The sequence below is a fragment of the Streptomyces cacaoi genome (assembly GCF_006539165.1).
GTDB lineage: Bacteria > Actinomycetota > Actinomycetes > Streptomycetales > Streptomycetaceae > Streptomyces > Streptomyces cacaoi.
Window position 1 is genome coordinate 503,037 of sequence record NZ_BJMM01000002.1, and the last position, 17,658, is coordinate 520,694.

The following is a 17,658-nucleotide window of genomic DNA, read 5'->3' on the forward strand; positions in this document are numbered from 1 at the left end:
CGGGACCGACACCGCACGACGTACGGGATGACATCTCGCCTCGTCGCTGTGGTGGCGGGATGTCAGCTGTCGGTCGGGCATGTGCCTTTTTGACGAGTGGGAGGGGATATGCACATCTCTTTCTTGATCTTCAGTGCGTACGGGATGGGGGGAACCGTCCGTACCACCTTCAATCTGGCGCAGGCGCTGGCCGAGCAGCACGAGGTGGAGGTCGTGTCCGTCTTCCGGTACCGGGACAAGCCGTTCTTCGAACCGGGCAACGGTGTGCGGCTGCGGTCGCTGGTCGACATGCGGCGGCACAGACCGGGCTACCAGGGCGACGATCCCGAACACGCCCTCCCCGCCACCGTCTTCCCCGCGGCCGACGGCAACTACAAGCAGCACAGCGCGCTGACGGACCGCCTGATAGGTGAACACCTGGCCACCACCGAGGCCGACGTCGTCATCGGCACCCGGCCCGGACTCAATGTGCACGTCGCCCGGCAGACGCGCCGCGGCCCCGTGCGCCTGGGCCAGGAACACCTCACGCTGGCCACCCACTCCGCACGGCTGAAGCGGGTGCTGCGCAGCAACTACCCCCGGCTGGACGCCGTCACCACGGTGACCGAGGCCGACGCCCGGGACTACCGCAAGCACATGTGGCTGCCCGGTGTGCACGTCCAGTCCCTGCCCAACAGCGTGCCCGAGCCGGCCGTCAGCCCCGCCGACGGCAGCGGCAAATGGGTCGTCGCCGCCGGCCGGCTCGCCCCGGCCAAGCGCTACGACGTGCTCGTACGCGCCTTCGCCGAGGTCGTCAGCGAGCGCCCCGACTGGGGGCTGCGCATCTACGGCCACGGCCGTGAGGAAGGCAAGCTGCGCAAGCTCATCGACGAACTGGGCCTCTACAACCACGTGTTCCTGATGGGCTCGGCCAACCCCATCGAGGCGGAGTGGGTGAAGGGCGCGATCTGCGCGGTCACCTCCAGCCTCGAATCCTTCGGGATGACCATCGTCGAGGCCATGCGGTGCGGGCTCCCGGTCGTGGCCACCGACTGCCCGCACGGGCCCAAGGAGATCATCCGCGACGGCGAGGACGGCCTCCTGGTGCCCACCGGCGATGTGCGCGCCATCTCCGGTGCGCTGCTGCGCCTCATCGACGACGAGGGCCTCCGGACGCGGATGGGCAAGGCCGCGCTCACCGCGTCGGCGCGGTTCGACCCCGCGGAGGTGGCCGCCCGCTACGAGGAACTGCTGACCTCGCTGGTGAACCACCGGCCCGGCGCGGTCCACCGGGCGCGCGGCAATCTGCTCGGCGGAGCGTACGCGGCCAAGGACAGGATCCGGCAGGGAGTCAGCCACGCGCTGGAAGGAGCACGGTCATGATTCAGGAACACCTCGGCACACCGCCCCGCGCCGTACCGGCGCCGGCCCCGCACCGCGCCGGCGCTCCCGCCGCTCGCCGCATCGACCACGCCCGCGCCGACTGCACGGCCGACAGCCGCGGCGGGCTCGCCTTCGCGGTGCGGCTCTTCGACGAGACCGCGGCGGACGTCCCGGCCCACGAGGCGCCGGAGTCCGCGGCCGTCCTTCTGCGCCTGCGACAGCAGCACGGCCCGGACGCCACCGTCCGGCTGCCGCTCGCCCGTGCGGAGGCGGGCGAGACGCTCCACGCGACGCTGGCCGGCACCGCGCTGCTGCGCGAAGGGCGCTGGGACGCCCATCTCGACCTGGGCGACGAGGAGTTGCTGCGCCTGCTGCCCGGCATGAACGATCTGCGCTCCCTCGCCGCCGGTGCGACCTTCCCGGCACACGCCTGGCTCGGCGTGCGGATCCCCTACACCACCAAGCACGGCAATCTCTCCGTCCGCGCCTGGCTGCGCCGCCCGCACGCGGAGGCGGGCGCGCTGCACCTGGCGGACGGCGTCATGGAGCTGCACGGCACCTTCCACGGTGTGCGCCTCGACACCACCGCACACCTGGAGGCGCGCCCCCGCGACGCCGCGGCCGCACCCGTGCGCGTCCCCGTGCGCCCGGACACCGAGGAACACCCCGGACAGGCGACCGCACCCGACGACGGCCCCGAAGGACGGCACCCGGTACGCGGCTTCACCACCGAACTGCCCCTGGACGCCCTGCTGTCCTTCGGCGGCGTATGGGACCTGTGGCTGCGCCCCGCCGAGAACGAGGAGCCGGTACGCGTCGCCCGCATACTCGACGACGTCCTGAACAAGAAGCGGGTCTTCAGCTACCCGGCCCAGCAGGTGACGGACGGCGACGGCACCGCCCACCCGGTGCGGCCGTACTACACGGTCAACAACAATCTGTCGGTGGAGGTGGGGTAGCGGGGCACGCCCGTCCGGCCGCAAGGCTCCGTATCGTCAGCGGATGCCGGCCTCCGCAGGAGGCGCACCGCAGGGGAGCGAGCCATGAGCAGAGCACCGGACGCCGCCGGGGCACCGGACGGGCTGCGCCGCCGGCTGGGCCCGGCGGACGCCGTCGTGATCGGGCTGGGATCGATGATCGGCGCGGGGGTCTTCGCCGCGTTCGGTCCGGCCGCCGAAGCGGCAGGTTCGGGCCTGCTGCTCGGTCTTGCGGTGGCCGCCGTCGTCGCCTACTGCAACGCCACCTCGTCCGCGCGCCTCGCTGCCCGCCACCCCACCTCGGGCGGCACGTACATCTACGGCCGGGAACGCCTGGGCGATTTCTGGGGCTATCTGGCGGGCTGGAGCTTCGTCGTCGGCAAGACGGCGTCCTGCGCGGCGATGGCGCTGACGGTCGGCTCCTACGTGTGGCCCGCCCACGCCCACGCCGTGGCCGTCGCCGCTGTGGTGGTGCTGACCGCGGTGAACTACGCCGGGGTGCACAGATCCGCCCGGCTCGCACGGGCCGTCGTGGCCGTCGTGCTGGCGGTGCTCGCCGCCACGGTGGCCGCCGCCCTCACCTCGTCCGCCGCGGACGCGGTACGGCTGAAGCCCGGCGACGGCCTCACCCTCGGGGGCGTGCTCCAGGCGGCGGGCCTGCTCTTCTTCGCCTTCGCCGGGTATGCCCGCCTCGCCACCCTGGGCGAGGAGGTCCGCGATCCGCGGCGCACCATTCCCCGGGCCGTCCCCCTCGCGCTCGGCCTCGTCCTCCTCGTCTACACCGCCGTCGCCGTCGCGGCGCTCGCGGTGCTCGGCCCGGACGGTCTCGCCGGTGCGGGCGCACCCCTGTCGGAGGCCGTCCGGGCCGCGGGCGCCGGCGCGCTCGCGCCCGTCGTGCGCGTGGGCGCGGCCGTCGCCGCCCTCGGTTCGCTGCTCGCGCTGATCCTCGGCGTCTCCCGCACCACCCTGGCCATGGCCCGCGACCGGCATCTGCCGCACGCGCTGGCCGCCGTGCACCCGAGGTTCGGGGTGCCGCACCGGGCCGAGCTGGTCGTCGGCGCCGTGGTGGCGGCCCTCGCCGCCGGTGCGGACGTACGCGGCGCGATCGGCTTCTCCTCCTTCGGCGTGCTGGTCTACTACGCCGTCGCCAACGCCGCCGCTCTCACGCTCACGCCCCAGGAGGGCCAACCGGTGCGGGCCGTTCCCCTCCTGGGGCTGGCCGGCTGCCTCGTGCTGGCCTGCGCCCTGCCCGCGTCGTCGGTCGTGACGGGAGCCGCGGTCCTGGCGCTCGGGGCCGTCGCCTACGCGGTCCGCCGGGCGGTCGCCTGACGGAACGTCCCCCGGTGGCCTTCCGCCGGGCGGCGCCGGTTCTCCGTCAGCCGGCGCCGGTCGGCTCCGCACCGGCCCGCTCGCCGGTCGCCCCCGGTGCCGCCGAGGAGACCGGCCGCGTCGGGCTCACGCTCGCCGGGAGGGACGGACTCACGCTCGCCGGGAGGGAGATGTGCACCGGCTCCGGGCCCGGCCCGGCAACGGTCGACGGGATCACCACAGGCGGCTGCTGCTGGGCGGGCGACGGGCGGGTGGTGAGGGTGCAGGTGGTCAGGAGGGCGATCAGGCCGAGGGCGGCGCCTGCCCAGCTGAGCCGGGTGACGGCCGTGGTGAGCGGTGTCCAGGCGGTCATGACGCCGACGGCGACGGCCGGTGTCCCTGAGCCCAGGTAGAACAGGAGGTAGAGCGCCGAGCCGATGCCGGCGTGGTGCCCGGGCGGGGTGTGCGCGTCCACGGCGCGGGCGGCGCCGCTGAAGGCGAGCCCGTGTCCCGCGCCGGCGAGCAGGGCCGAGCCGAGGGTGGCGGGCAGCGAGGCGGCGCCGGTGGCGGCGAGCAGCAGCAGGCTCGCGACGAGCGCGCCGAGGCCGAGCCGTTGGGCGGTGTGCGCGGCGCGGCGGGCGCCGCCCAGTTGGGACAGCAGCGAGCAGACCAGGACCGTTCCCAGCACTCCGCCCGACAGGGCCGGGGAGTCGCCGTGCGGGGTCTTCGCGAGAAGGGCGGGCACCAGGGCGAGGTAGACGCCGACGACGGCCCAGGCGAGGAAGCCGGACAGTCCCGCGACGGCGAACAACGGCCGGAGCGCGGCGGGGATGTGCGGCCTGGCCGGGCGCCACCGGCGCAGGGCCGGGCGTGCGGCGACCGGGCCGGGGACGGTCCGGTGCAGTCGCCACCACACCCAGACCAGCAGGGCCAGGTGCAGCAGGTAGGGGGTGACCAGCGGGGCCGGCGCGTACTGCGCGAGCACCCCGGAGCCGGCCGGTCCCGCTGCGGTACCGGCGGCGAAGACCAGGCTGGCGAACAGCGGGCCGCCGACGCGGGCCGAGGCGCTGCGGTGCCGGTTGATGAGCGCCTGCGCCGCGCCGGTGGCCGCGCCCAGGGCCAGCGCCTGGCCGACGCGTCCGGCGAAGAGCCAGGCCGGGCTGTCGGCGAGGACGAAACAGGCGGAGCCGGCGGCGGCCAGCAGCACGCTCAGCCGCAGCAGGGGCCGGGAGCCCAACAGGTCGGCCGCGGGGCCGCACAGCAGCAGCGCCGGGCCGCTCACCAGCGCGAAGGTGGCGAACAGCAGGGTCATGGTCAGGTCGTCGTAGCGGAAGAGGTGCTGGTAGTCCGGGTAGAGCGGACTGGGCAGATAGGCGCCGGCGGTCAGCACCACCACCAGCAGTCCCGCGGTCCGTACCGTCCTGCGGTCGGCGCGGCCCTCCGGCCGCTGGACGGTACGGCCACGCCACCGGGGCCGGGGGCCCGTGGGGCAGATGAGGGTGGGCTCCGTGTACGCGCTTCGCCCCGAAGAAACACGCTGATCAGTCACGTCAGCCAGTGTGCAGCCGAACAAACGCGAGGGGAATCAAACGCTTCTGGATCTGATCATGCAAACTCTTTGCATGATTGACTCCCGGCTCCGGATCCTCCAGGTGGTCGCCGAGCACGGCACCGTGACCGCCGCTGCCCAGGCGCTGAACTACACGCCGTCCGCCGTCTCCTACCAGCTGAAACAGCTCGCCGCCGAGGTGGACGCCAAGCTGCTGGTGCCCAGCGGCCGGGGCATCCGGCTCACGCACGCGGCCCGGGTGCTGCTGCGGCACACGGAGCGTCTCCAGGAGCAGTGGGAGCGCGCCCGCGCCGAGGTGGCAGCCGCCGACACCGAACCCACGGGACAGATCACCCTGTGCGGCTTCTCGACCGCCGCCAGCCGGCTGCTGCCGCCCGCCGCCGCCGGGCTGCGCGACGCCTACCCCCAGCTGACGGTGCGCATCATCGAGGCCGAACCCGACCGCTGCTTCGACCTGCTGCTCTCCCAGGAGGCCGATCTCGCGCTGCTGGTCGTCACGGCGGACTCGCCGCCCATGACGGACCGCAGGTTCGACCAACGGCCGCTGCTGGACGACCCGTTGGACCTCGTCGTCCCCCAGGGGCATCCGCTGACCGGGCGCCGGCGGGTCACCCTCGCCGACGCCGCGGCGGAGCCGTGGATCGTGGGCGCCCCGGGCACGACCTACCACCAGCTGGTGCTCGCGGCCTGTATGAGCGCCGGGTTCACCCCCGACATCGCGCACTACGCGGACGAGTGGGACACCGGGACCGCGCTGGTCGCCCACGGGTTCGGCGTGATCCTCGTGCCCCGGCTGGCCCGGCTGCGCGACGACTCGCCCGTGGCCCGTATCCCGCTGCACGGCGAACCGGCTCCGGCGCGCCGCATCATGTCCGTCACCCGGCTCGGCGCCCGCGAGATCCCCACCCTGACCCACGCCGTCGACACCATCACCGAGACCGCCGCCCGGCTCCTGCCCGGGCCCTGACCCGGTGGCCGCGGCGCGGCGGCACCGTGAGCGCCGGTCGCCGTCGCCCCACGGCCGGGGCGCGTGGCCGGAAGGCCCGGCCACGCGCGGTGTGGTGCGGTCGGTCAGTAGCCCGGCGGGACCCGCGAGGGGCGCTGCGGCCTGCGGGTGAGGGCGCGGCCGCCGAAGGCGGCGAGGACGGCGAGCACGCCTCCGGCGGCGGTCCAGATCCAGCGGTCGGACCACCACCCCGAGGACCAGCCGTCCTCCGGCTCGACGGAGGACGCCGTCTGCCGGGTGGTGCTCGGGCCGGGGCTCGCGTCGTCCCCGCCCTCCTCCTCGGCGGCCTTGTCGTCCTCGGCGTCCTCGGCGTCCTTGGCGGAGGCGCCGGGGACCAGCGGGGTGGACAGGGTGCCGTCGACCGCCTCGGCGCCGCCGGCGTCCTTCAGGTCCGCCTCGACCCGGGCCCGGACCGGCAGCCCGAGGTCCTTCTCCGGGGCGTCGGTGACGGTCAGCCGCAGGTAGTAGCTGCCCGGCAGCGGATGGTCGGACCACGGGTCGGCCAGCGAACGGACCGGCCGCAGCGTGCAGGAGAGCGCGACCGACCCGGTGTCCTGGCCGGCGGCCCTGCTCTGCATGCCGTACATGCAGGGCTGGCGGCGGCGCAGACCGTCGTAGACGTCGATGCGCCAGGTCGAGTCGCCGTGCCGGGCGGTCGCCTGGGGCAGGGTGACCTCGGCCTTGAAGGTGGGCCGCTGTCCGGCGTCGACGGGGAACGCCCAGTACAGATAGTCGCCGCTGGACGCCTCGGCCGTGGCCGCGCTGCCCGGCGGGACGGCGGTGGCGTCACGGAAACCGGTGCCCGCCTGGGTCGGCCCGGACGTGCTCTCCCCGGCGTCGGGCGAGGGGCTTTCCGCCGCCGCGGTGCCGGCTCCGGCGAAGCCGGTGAGCCCGGCGAGGACGGTCGTGCAGATCAGCGCGGTGAACGCCGTGCGGAGGCTGCGCATCAGTAGCTCCTCCCGGTGACGTCACGCAGGCGCGAGAGCCAGCCCCACAGCAGGCCGACCACCAGGCCGGTGAGCGCGAGGGCGCCCAGCAGCCACCAGCCGCGGCCCAGGCCGAAGGAGGCGACGTCGGACGCGTCGTCCGGGCCGTCCACCAGATCGACGGTCAGCTCGACGGGCAGGCCGGGCTCGGTCTTGACCGAGGCGGGCGCGGAGAAGGAGTTGCTGACCTGGAGGCAGACGGTCTCCTTCGCGTCCTTGTCGTCGTCGTCGGCGGGCGCCTTCGGATAGCGCAGGCCCGTCGAGATCACATCGGTGCGGCCGTCGCCCGCCTCGGAGCCGCGGACCACCTCCCGGCCGTGGACGGTGACCGCGCGCAGCAGCACCCCGTAGTCGTTGTGCACGGCCCGGTCGGCGCCGATGCTCACCGAGGCGCGCAGCTCCTGGCCGGGGGAGACGTCCACCCGGTAGAAGCGGTGCTGCCCGAACTTCTCCCGGTCGCTGTAGAGGCCGGGGCGCAGCCGCGGGGCCTGCGCGCACTCCTGGGCGCCCTCGGTCGCCACGGGCACGGCGACCGGATCGGCCGTACGGTCCACCAACTGGTTGACACGGCCGGACAGTTCGTCGGTCTTGCGGACCGAGGTGTAGGTGCCTCCGGTGGCCTCCGCGATGCACTTGAGCTGCTTGCGGGTCTTGGTGTCGGGGACGAGGCCGAGCGTGTCGACGGTCAGCCCGATCCCCTTGGCGGCTATCTCGCGCGCCACCTCGCACGGGTCGAGCGGCGCGCAGGTGTCCTCTCCGTCGGTGATGAGGACGATACGGCGGGAGCCCTCGCCGCCCTTCAGATCGTCGGCGGCGGCCAGGAGCGCCGGGCCGATCGGCGTCCAGCCGGTGGGGGAGAGCGTCGCCACGGCGGTCTTCGCCTCGGTGCGGTCCAGCCGGCCGAGGGGGTAGATCTGCCGGGTGTCCTTGCAGCCGACCTTCCGGTTCTCGCCGGGGTAGTGGGCGCCCAGGGTGCGGATGCCGAGCTGCACCTCGTCCGGCACCGCGTCGATGACTTCGTTGAACGCCTGCTTGGCCGCCGCCATACGGGACTTGCCGTCGATGTCGCGTGCCCGCATCGAACCGCTGACGTCCAAGGTCAGCTCCACCTTGGGGGCGTCCTCGCCGGACGCGGGCTCGGCCGCTGCCGTACCGGCCGGCAACAGCCCGAGGGTCAAGGCGGCGAGCAGGGTGCAGGCCCCGGCCGCCAGCCGTCTTCTGATGATCATCGCCAGATGGTATGGAGAATTCGGCGCTGATCCAAAACGGCCGCGACCAGGCACTGTTGGGCCCGGCCCGCACCGGGCGCGCCGGTGCGGGCCGGGTCTTCAGCGCGTGCCGAGGAACGCGAAGTCCTTCCGCCGCACGGTGCGCAGTTGCCGGCGGTACCGGGTGGTGGAGTCCGGCCACAGCACCGTCCCGGCCGCCGACTCCGACTGGTACCAGCTGCGGCAGCCGCCCACGGCCCACACGGTGCGGCCGTACTGCCGCCGTACCCCCTCCAGGAAGCGCCGTTCGGCCTCCGGGCGCACCACGAGAGCCCGCGCACGCGACGAGCGCAGCGCCCGGACGGCCCGCACCACGTACCGGGCCTGGGCCTCGATGCTGGTCACCACGCCGGTGTAGGGGACGAACCCGTTGGGCCCCAGGAGGAGGAACATGTTGGGGAACCCGGAGACGGCGACGCCGTTGTAGGCGTACATGCCGGTGCTCCAGGTGTCGTGCAGCAGCCGCCCACCGGTGCCCTCGACGCGTATCCGGTCGAAGGAGCCGGCGAGGTCGAAGCCCGTCGCGTAGACGAGTGCGTCGGCCCTGTGCTCGGTGCCGGCCTCGTCGACGACGCCCCCGGGACGCAGCGCGGCGGGGCCGCCGGAGACCACCCGCACATGGGGGCTGTTGAGCGCCGGGTAGTAGTCGTCCGAGAGCAGCACCCGTTTGCAGCCGAGCCGGTAGTGCGGGGTGAGCGTCTCGCGCAGCCCGGGGTCGTCGATGTGCCGGTCGATCAGGCCGCGGATCAGATCCTCCGCCACCCGCAGCGCGTCCGGCCGGTGGTGGAAGCCGATACCGCGCATCTCCCGGCGCACATGGATCCGCAGCCGGTACAGGTCCTGCGCCCACGGCAGCAGCCGGAACAGCCGCTTGCGCCAGGCCGGATGGGACACGTCGGGTTTCGGCAGCACCCACGCCGGTGTGCGCTGGAACACCGTCACCCCGGCGGCCCGCCGGGCCAGTTCGGGAATGATCTGGACGCCGGAAGCGCCCACCCCCACGACGGCCACGTGCTTGCCCGCCAGGTCGGCGTCGTGGTTCCAGCGGGACGAGTGCCACACCGGCCCGCGGAAGGCTTCCGAGCCCGGCGGCGTGGGCGTCCGCGGCGTGTGCAGGCCGCCCACGCCCAGGACCAGGAAGCGGCTGACATAGGTGGCGCCCTGCGCGGTGGTGACCGTCCAGGTGCCGGCCGCCTCGTCCCAGCGGGCCCCGCGCACATCGGTGCCGAAGCGGAAGTGCGGCAGCACCCCGCGCCGCGCGGCGACCCGGTGCAGATAGGCGAGGATCTCCGGCTGCCGCGCGAAGGTGGAGCTCCAGCCGGGATTGCGCGCGAACGAGTAGGCGTACAGATGGGACTCGACGTCGCACGAGGCGCCCGGATAGGTGTTGTCACGCCAGGTGCCGCCCAGGTCGTCCGCCTTCTCCAGGACGACGAAGTCCAGCCCGGCCCGGCGCAGTTCCACGGCCTGGCACAGGCCCGACATACCGGCCCCGACGACGACCACATCCGTGCGGACGGGGGAGGAGCTCATGCCGCGCCTCCCGTCAGGAACCCGGTGATGCGCGACCACAGCCCGGGCCAGACCTCGCCGGTGTGCTCGTTGTCGTGCCCCATCCCGGGCACCGTCACCAGCTGCGCCGACAGCCCGAGTCGCGCCGCCCGGTCGGCCAGGTCGAGGGCCTGTCCGACGGGGACGACCTCGTCCGCCTCGCCGTGGACGAGGAGCAGCGGTGTCTCCACCGTCCGCAGCGCGTCCAGGGGCCGCCGCCGCGGATCGGCGAAGTAGGCGCGGATCTCCTCCGGGCCCACGTCCGGGCGCGCGGGCAGCAGGGTCCCCGGCGCGTGCGTCTCGGCCTCGACGAGCCGGGCCGGGTCGTACAGGCCCATGAGGAGGACGGCGCGCTGCCACAGCGCGGGCTCGCGGGCCGCCGCCAGCAGCGCCGCGTAGGCGCCCCGGCTGGTGCCCAGGATGCTCAGCCGTGCCGGGTCGATCTCCGGCAGCCCGGCGAGGTGACGGGCCGCCGCCACCACGTCGTCGATGTCGCCGCCGCCCATCTCACCGCGGGCGGCGTAGGCGTCGCCGTGCCCGGGCGCTCCGCGGTGGTCGACGGTGAAGACCGCGAACCCGGCGGCGTGCAGCGGGGCGTGCTCGCCGACCGTGGCGTACCGGCCCTTGTCGTCCAGGGCGCCGCCCGCGCCCGAGGTGCACACGACCACCGCCGGGTGCGGTCCCGGGCCGGGCGGCACGCTGAGGTGGCCGTGGACGGTGAGCCCGTCTGCGGACTCGAAGGTGTGCGCGGTCAGTTGCTCCTGTACGCGGAAGGTGTCCGCCGGCTCCCGGCCCAGCTCCTCGGCCAGCAGGGCCGCCAGCCGCTCCACCGACAGATCGCGCAGCAGCCGCACGGCCGGGACCGACACCCCGAGCGAGTTCTGCAACAGCACCCGCAGCTCGACGCCGATCAGCGAGTCGATGTCCACCGACTGCTGGGCGCGCAGCTGTTCCTCGGACAGCCCCGTCACCCGGTGCAGCAGCGGCACCAGCACCTCGGACAGCAGCCGCAGGCGCTCCTCGCCGCCGGTGCGGCGCAGCCGCCGGGCCACCGACGCCTCGGCCTCGCCGTCCGCCCCGTCCTCCGGCACCAGGGAACGGAAGGCCGGCAGCGGCGCCAGCTGCGGATTGGCCTGTGCCCAGCGCCGCCAGTCGACGTCGGCGACCGACGCCTCGACGGGCCGGGTCCGCAGCAGGACGTCCAGCTCGGCCGCCAACTGCTCGGGCACCAGCCCGAGATGGCCGTTGCGGCGCAGGATGGAGCCGACGACACCGTCCCGGCTGACCGCCACACCGACCGTGTCGATCATTCCCCAGCCCACGCTGGTCGCCGGCAGCCCGCGGGCGTGGCGGTACCGGGCGAGCGCGTCGAGGAACTCGTTGGCGGTGGCGTAGGCGCCCGCCGCGACCGCGCCGAGCTGCGCCGCGATCGAGGAGAACAGCAGGAAGAAGTCCAGCTCGTCGCCGTGGGTGTGGGTGTGCAGATGCCAGGCGCCGTCGGCCTTCGGCCCGGTCGCCTCGACGAGCCGCGCCGGGTCGGTGTCCGCGAGCACCACGTCGTCGAAGTCCGCGGCGGCGTGCACGATGCCGCGCAGCGGCGGCAGTTGGGCCCGTACACGGGCGAGCACGTCCCGCACCGCGGCACCGTCGGACACATCGGCCCGCTCGACGCACACCTCGACGCCCCGCGCACGCAGCGCGCCGACCACCCGCTCCGCCTCCTCGGTGGCGACACCGCTGCGGCCCACGAGCACCAGATGCCGCGCGCCCTGCCCGGCGAGCCACTCGGCCACCACGAGCCCCAGGCCGCCCAGGCCGCCGGTGAGCAGATAGGTGCCGTCCGGCCGGACCGGGGCGGTGGGCTCGGCGCCGGGCACCGCCGCCAGGGAGGACGCCGGGACGGTCACCGGTTCGTGCGCCAGCCTGACGACGGTCTTGCCGACGCGGCCGCGCCCGGCCATCGTCCGGAACGCCTCGTCCACCTGCCCGGCCGGCACCTCGGTGACCGGCGGCAGTGCGAACGCGCCCCGCTCGCACAGCTCGGCCATCTCCCGCATGCAGGCGCGGACGGCCTCCGGGTCCAGCAGCATCATCCGGTCGTAGTCGAACGCGTGGAAGGACAGCGCCCGGTGGAAGTGCGCCAGACGCAGCGCCTGGTCCGCCGCCATGTCGGCCTTGCCCAGTTCGACGAACCTGCCGAACGAGCGCAGCAGCCCCAGGCTCTTGTGCAGCATCTCGCCGGACAGCGAGTTGACGACGACGTCCACGCCGGCCCCGCCGGTCATCCGCAGGATGTCGTCGGCGAAGGACGTCGAGCGCGAGTCGGCGACGCCCGCCACCCCCTCGCCGCGCAGGAACTCCCGGCGCTCCTCGCTGCCCGCCGTCGCGTAGACCTCGGCGCCCAGCGTCCTGGCGAGGCGTACCGCGGCCAGCCCGACCCCGCCCGTCGCCGAGTGGATCAGCACCCGCTCCCCGGCGCGTACCCCGGCCAGCCGCACCAGGGACTGGTGCGCGGTGACCGCGGGCAGCAGGGAGGCCGCCTCGGCGAGCGAGAGCGTCGAGGGCTTCTTGACCACGCGGACGGCGTCCACGGTCACATGCGAGGAGAACAGGTCCCGGGCGTGGACGAACACCTCGTCGCCCACGCTCAGTTCCGATACCTCGGCACCGGTCCGTACCACGGTGCCCGAGCACTCCAGGCCGAGCGTGTCCTGCGAGTAGCTGCCCTCCCGCGCCTCCGGGGCCAGCAGACCGGTCGCCTTCAGCACGTCCTTGAAGTTGAGCCCCACGTGGGAGACCTCGACCTCGACCTCGGTGGGGCCGGGGCGCCGCCGGGCCGCCGCGGTGAAGTGCAGACCGTCCGCCCCGGTGCCGTCGGCCCGCAGGCGCACCGGCGTTTGCTCGGGGCGGACGGTCACATGGTGCAGCGGGGAGCGGGCACCGGCGTGTTCCAGGGCGCGCACGTACCGGCCGGCGGCGCGCAGCGCCACCTCGTCCAGGCCGTCGTGGGTCAGCTCGTCGACGAGCGCGTCGGCGGCACCGGCGGCGCCGGTATCGGGGCCGAGGTCGATCAGCCGGCACCGCAGCTCCGGCCGTTCCGCGCCGATCACCCTGCCGAAGCCCCACAGGGAAGCGGTGAACGGGTCGCTCGTCGCGTCGTCGCCGTGCACGCTCTGGGCGCCGGACGTCACCAGGAACAGCTGCGCCCCGGGGGACGGGAGGGCCTGCACCAGCCGCAGCGGACCGGCGACGGGCGAGCAGGCCGCCACCTCGGCGCCGCCGTCGGCGAGGTCCGCCGCGGGTGGGGCGAGGTAGACCACGCCGCGGCAGTCCGGTGTCCGCGCCACATGGGCGGCCACCCGCTCCGGCCAGCCGGCGCCGGCGCCCGCCGCGCCGCCGTCCTCGCCCGGCTGGACACCGTCCTCGCCCGGCTCGTCGTCCGGTGCGAAGCGGACGACCGAGCCGCCCCGCTTCTCCAGCGCCTCGACGAGGGCGGCGTCCGCAGCGGGGGAGCCGACGACGATCCAGGTGCCCGCTGCGTCGCCCGCGGCGTCGAGCGGGCGGAGGTGCCAACTGTGCTCGTAGTACGGCTTCGGCGGGTCCGTGTGCTCCCCGTCCCGGCCGTCGGCCATGCGCTGGGCGCGCAGCCCGAAGACCTCGGCGACGACCTCGCCGCCGTCGGTGAGCAGCGTGAGGTCGCATTCGATCCGGCCCTCGACGGTGCTGCCGCGGTCCCGCCCGTGCACCCACAGCCGCTCGCCCGGCGGCCGGTGGAAGCGGAGTTCACCGATGCGCGCCGGGACGAACGTGGCGCCCTCGACATCGGCGGCCGAGCGCAGCGCACCGGCGATCATGGCCTGGAGCGCGGCGTCCAGCAGCGCCGGATGCAGCCGGTAGCCCTCGGTGTCGACGGTGCCGGTGCTCAGCTCGGCGAACACCTCACCGGTCCGCTCCCGGTGCCAGATCCCCTCGACGGCCCGGAACGCCGGCCCGTACTCCAGGCCGGTGTCGTCCAGCCGCGCATAGATCTCGTCGCGGTCCCAGCGGGGGAGGCCGTCCGTCAGCTCGGCCAGGCTCTCCGCGCGGGGCGCAGGCGTGCGCGGGCGGGCGAGTTCGGGGTGCCGCAGCCGCGCGTGCGGAGTCCACGCCGCGTCGCCGCTCTCCCGGGAGTGCAGCGTGACGAGCCGGGTCTCCGGGTCGTGGACCGTGCGCAGCGTGCTGACGGTGTGGGGCAGGAGCGTCAGCGGGCGCTGGAAGACCACGTCCTCGAAGACGACCGGGGCCTCGTCCGGGAACAGCGCCAGCGCCGCTTCGAGGTATCCCGAGCCGGGGAAGACCACGGTCTGCCCGATCCGGTGGTCCGGCAGATACGGGAACTCGGCCGTGGACAGCTGCACTTCGCGCGCGGGGACGGTGCCCCGGACCTCGCGCCCCGCCAGCCGGGGCCCCGCGCCGCCCAGCCGTGCCTCCCGGCCGGCCGCCGACTCGCTCCAGTGGTGGTCCCGCTGCCACGGATAGCGGGGCAGGTCGAGATGCTCGCGCGGGCCGGGGTGCACCCGCTCCCAGTCGGGTGCGGCGCCCGCCGTGTACAGGGTGCCCAGGGCCTGAAGCAGCTGCTCCCGCTGCGGCCGGTCCCGCCGTAGCGAGGCCACCCGCACCGGGCCGCCGGCCTGCCCGGACAGCGCCTCGTCGATCGCCGTCGCCAGCACGGGGTGCGGGCCCACCTCCACGACCGCGCCGGGCGCGAACCCGGACAGCCGGCGCAGGGCGTCGGCGAACCGCACGGGCTGCCGGACGTTCCGCCACCAGTAGCCGGCGTCCAGCTCGCCGCCGTCGACCCGGTCGCCGGTCACGCTCGACACCAGGGGGACCTCGGCCGTGCGGGGCCGGATGGTGCGCAGGGCCGCCAGGAGCGGTTCGCGGATCTCCTCCATCTGGTGGCTGTGGTAGGCCACTTCGACCCGGAGCCGCTTCACGGAAGCGCCGGCCGCCTCCAGCCGCGGGATCAGCGCGTCCATGGCGCCGGCGTCGCCGGCGAGGGTCGTCGCCGTCGCGCCGTTGACCGCCGCCACGTCCACACCGTCGGACAGATACGGGCGCAGGGCGTCCTCCGGCATGTCCACGGCCGCCATCACCCCGCGTCCGGCCAGCCGGGCCTGGAGGCTCGCGCGGTGGTACGAGATCGTCAGCGCGTCCCGCAGCGTGTACACGCCTGCCGCGTGGGCCGCCGCCACCTCGCCGACGCTGTGCCCCACGATCGCGGCGGGCTCGATGCCCCACTCGCGCCACATCGCGGTCAGCCCCGCCTGCACCACGAAGTTGGCGACCTGTGCGTACAGCGTCTCCGTCAGCCGTGACTCCGGCTCGGGACGGCTCAGTTCGGCACCGATCGACAGGCCGAGGGGCGCGAGGATCTCGTCGCACGCCGCGACGGTCTCGGCGAACCGCTCGGACGTGCGCAGCAGTTCGGCGCCCATGCCCCACCACTGCGGGCCCATGCCGGTGTAGACGAAGGCCACGCCCGGCCGGGACGCGGGCCGGGCGGCGGGCTCCAGCGCCCGCAACTGCTCGGCGGCCCGCGCCGGTTCGTCCGCGACGACGAAGGCCCGCACCTGGTGGTGCTGGCGCTGCCGTGCCGCGGCCCGCGCGGCCCGGTGCAGGGCGGGCGCGCCGGGCTCCGCCAGCAGGTCCGCGTACCGCTCGGCGAGCGCCCGCAGCGCCTGCGGGTCGCGGGCCGACAGCGGCAGCAACCGGGGCGCCCCGCCGTCGGGTTCGCCCGGGGCGGCTTCCTGTTCCGAGGCGGCCTGCGCGGCAGGAGCGGCCACGGCGGCAGGGGCCTGTTCGAGGATGGCGTGCGCGTTGGTGCCGCCGAACCCGAAGGAGTTCACACCGGCGCGGCGCGGGCCGTCCCACGCCGGGAACGGGACCGTCTCCGTGGGCACACGCAGCGGCAGCGAGTCGAACGGGATCTTCGGGTTCGGCTTCTCGAAGTGCAGATTGGGCGGGACGAGGCCGCGTTCGAGACAGAGCGCGGCCTTGATCACACCGGCGACCCCGGCCGCCGCCTCCGTGTGCCCGAAGTTGGACTTCACCGAGCCGATCCAGCTCGTGCGGCCCGGGTCGCCGAGCACGGTGCCGATGGCGTCCGCCTCGATGGGATCGCCCACGGCCGTTCCCGTGCCGTGCGCCTCGTAGTACCCGACCGAGGCGGGGTCGACGTCCCCCGCAGCGCATGCCCGGCGGATCACCGCACGCTGGGCCTCGGCGCTGGGAACGGTGATGCCCGGTGTCCGCCCGTCCTGGTTCACGGCGGTGCCGCGCACCACCGCGTAGATGTGGTCGCCGTCGCGCTCGGCGGCGGCCAGCGGCTTGAGGAGCACGATGCCCGCGCCCTCGCCGCGTGCGTAGCCGTTGGCGCGGTGGTCGAAGGACTTGCACCGTGCGTCCGGGGAGAGGAACTGGCCCTTGGACATGAGGATCGTGGTGACCGGGTTGGTCATCACGTTGACCCCGCCCGCCACGGCCAGTTCGCACTCGCCGCGGGAGACGGCGACGCAGGCGTGGTGGAAGGCGACCAGCGAGGAGGAGCACGCGGTGTCCATCGTCAGCGACGGCCCGTGCCAGTCGAAGGCGTAGGAGAGCCTGGCGGCCAGCATCGTCATGCTGACGCCCGTCGGCGTGGACGTACCGATCAGTTCCCGTTCGGTGACGCCGAGTTGCTGTGTCGCGGCGTCGAAGGTGAACCCGCCGATGTAGCTGCCGACGCCGGTCCCCGCGGTCCGCTCCGGGGGCAGGCCCGCGTCCTCGAACGCCTCCCAGGCGACTTCGAGGAGCAGCCGCTGCTGCGGGTCCAGCGCGGCGGCCTCCCTCGGCGTCATACCGAAGAAGCCGGCGTCGAACCGGTCGACGCGGTCCCGCAGGAAGCCGCCCTGACGTACGGTCATCCGGCCCGGGGTGGCCGGGTCGGCGTCGTAGAAGGCGTCCGCGTTCCAGCGGTCCGGCGGTATGTCGCCGATGGCGTCGGTCCCGGATATGAGCAGATCCCAGAAGCCGCGCGGGTCGGTGATGCCGCCGGGATAGCGGCAGCCGATACCGATGAGGGCCACCGGCTCCTGCACCGGCGCCCCGCTCGCGGCGTCCGTGTCCTGCCCGGCGGCTGTACCGGCACTGCCCGGCGCCTCGGTGACCGACCGACTCATGGTTCGTCCTCCCCGGGCAGCGCCCCGATCAAGATCACGTACGCCCCACACGATCGCATACGACCGCGGCGACTCCCCGCGCAGGTTCACCACAGCAATCGGACGGGGTTGCCGTGAACCGCGCATGGCGACACGGTTATCGGCGTGTAACGGACGCCCGAGGCCGCCTCGCTTTCCGGCAGCACGCTTTGCAGAGCTGTGCGCGCCGCCCTTCCCGTGAGGGGCCCCGGACCGGGCCGGACGGCCCTGCCGGGGCGTTCCCTGTGCGGTGACGCGAGCGAGGGTGCTTCGGTTGCCCGGCCCGGTCATCCGGTTTCGTCGACCGGTCCCGTCGACCGATCCGGTTGACGAGGGCGCCGACCGGTTCCGTTGACCGGAGAATGAAACTGTAACTAGTCTGGTTGCGGTTGATCGGTGCGACGGCGGGAGCG

At 74.5% G+C, this 17,658-nt stretch carries 9 protein-coding genes; 4 read left to right on the top strand and 5 right to left on the bottom strand.

The genetic code is table 11. From position 1 onward, the window contains the following. Nucleotides 1–108: 108 nt before the first annotated feature. From SCA03_RS02555 to SCA03_RS02565, 3 genes are all read left to right on the top strand, one after another. A complete protein-coding gene (locus tag SCA03_RS02555) occupies nucleotides 109–1,362 on the top strand; it encodes a glycosyltransferase family 4 protein (RefSeq protein ID WP_030874924.1) in 1,254 nt (417 codons plus the stop codon). Then, nucleotides 1,359–2,321 carry a hypothetical protein gene (locus tag SCA03_RS02560; protein WP_086816358.1) on the top strand — a complete coding sequence of 321 codons (963 nt, stop codon included), beginning with the start codon at nucleotides 1,359–1,361 and terminating at the stop codon, nucleotides 2,319–2,321. The genes SCA03_RS02555 and SCA03_RS02560 overlap by 4 nt, the downstream gene beginning before the upstream one ends. A gap of 84 nt (nucleotides 2,322–2,405) precedes the next feature. After that, the gene (locus SCA03_RS02565) at nucleotides 2,406–3,668 is read left to right on the top strand and encodes an APC family permease (protein ID WP_086816356.1); all 1,263 of its coding nucleotides are present in this window, start codon (nucleotides 2,406–2,408) and stop codon (nucleotides 3,666–3,668) included. Between the two features lie 46 nt (nucleotides 3,669–3,714). On the opposite strand, the gene SCA03_RS02570 is transcribed toward SCA03_RS02565, so the two are convergent. Then, a complete protein-coding gene (locus SCA03_RS02570; RefSeq protein WP_230988450.1) occupies nucleotides 3,715–5,196 on the bottom strand; it encodes an MFS transporter in 1,482 nt (493 codons plus the stop codon). Between the two features lie 73 nt (nucleotides 5,197–5,269). Here SCA03_RS02570 and SCA03_RS02575 point away from each other — a divergent pair, with 73 nt between their 5' ends. Further along, on the top strand, nucleotides 5,270–6,184 hold the full coding sequence (locus SCA03_RS02575; RefSeq protein ID WP_030874917.1) for a LysR family transcriptional regulator: 915 nt from the start codon (nucleotides 5,270–5,272) through the stop codon (nucleotides 6,182–6,184). Nucleotides 6,185–6,288: 104 nt separating this feature from the next. On the opposite strand, the gene SCA03_RS02580 is transcribed toward SCA03_RS02575, so the two are convergent. The 4 genes from SCA03_RS02580 to SCA03_RS02595 form a co-directional block, all read right to left on the bottom strand. Continuing rightward, nucleotides 6,289–7,170: a hypothetical protein gene (locus tag SCA03_RS02580; protein ID WP_086816354.1), complete on the bottom strand. Its 882-nt coding sequence runs from the start codon at nucleotides 7,168–7,170 to the stop codon at nucleotides 6,289–6,291. Continuing rightward, nucleotides 7,170–8,438 carry a VWA domain-containing protein gene (locus SCA03_RS02585; RefSeq protein WP_086816352.1) on the bottom strand — a complete coding sequence of 423 codons (1,269 nt, stop codon included), beginning with the start codon at nucleotides 8,436–8,438 and terminating at the stop codon, nucleotides 7,170–7,172. Before SCA03_RS02585 ends, SCA03_RS02580 begins: the two co-directional genes overlap by 1 nt. Before the next feature lie 99 nt (nucleotides 8,439–8,537). Beyond that, nucleotides 8,538–10,010: a flavin-containing monooxygenase gene (locus SCA03_RS02590; protein ID WP_086816350.1), complete on the bottom strand. Its 1,473-nt coding sequence runs from the start codon at nucleotides 10,008–10,010 to the stop codon at nucleotides 8,538–8,540. Continuing rightward, nucleotides 10,007–17,227 (bottom strand): type I polyketide synthase, encoded by a 7,221-nt coding sequence (locus SCA03_RS02595; RefSeq protein ID WP_086816348.1) that lies wholly within the window; start codon nucleotides 17,225–17,227, stop codon nucleotides 10,007–10,009. Before SCA03_RS02595 ends, SCA03_RS02590 begins: the two co-directional genes overlap by 4 nt. Between the last annotated feature and the right edge of the window lie 431 nt (nucleotides 17,228–17,658).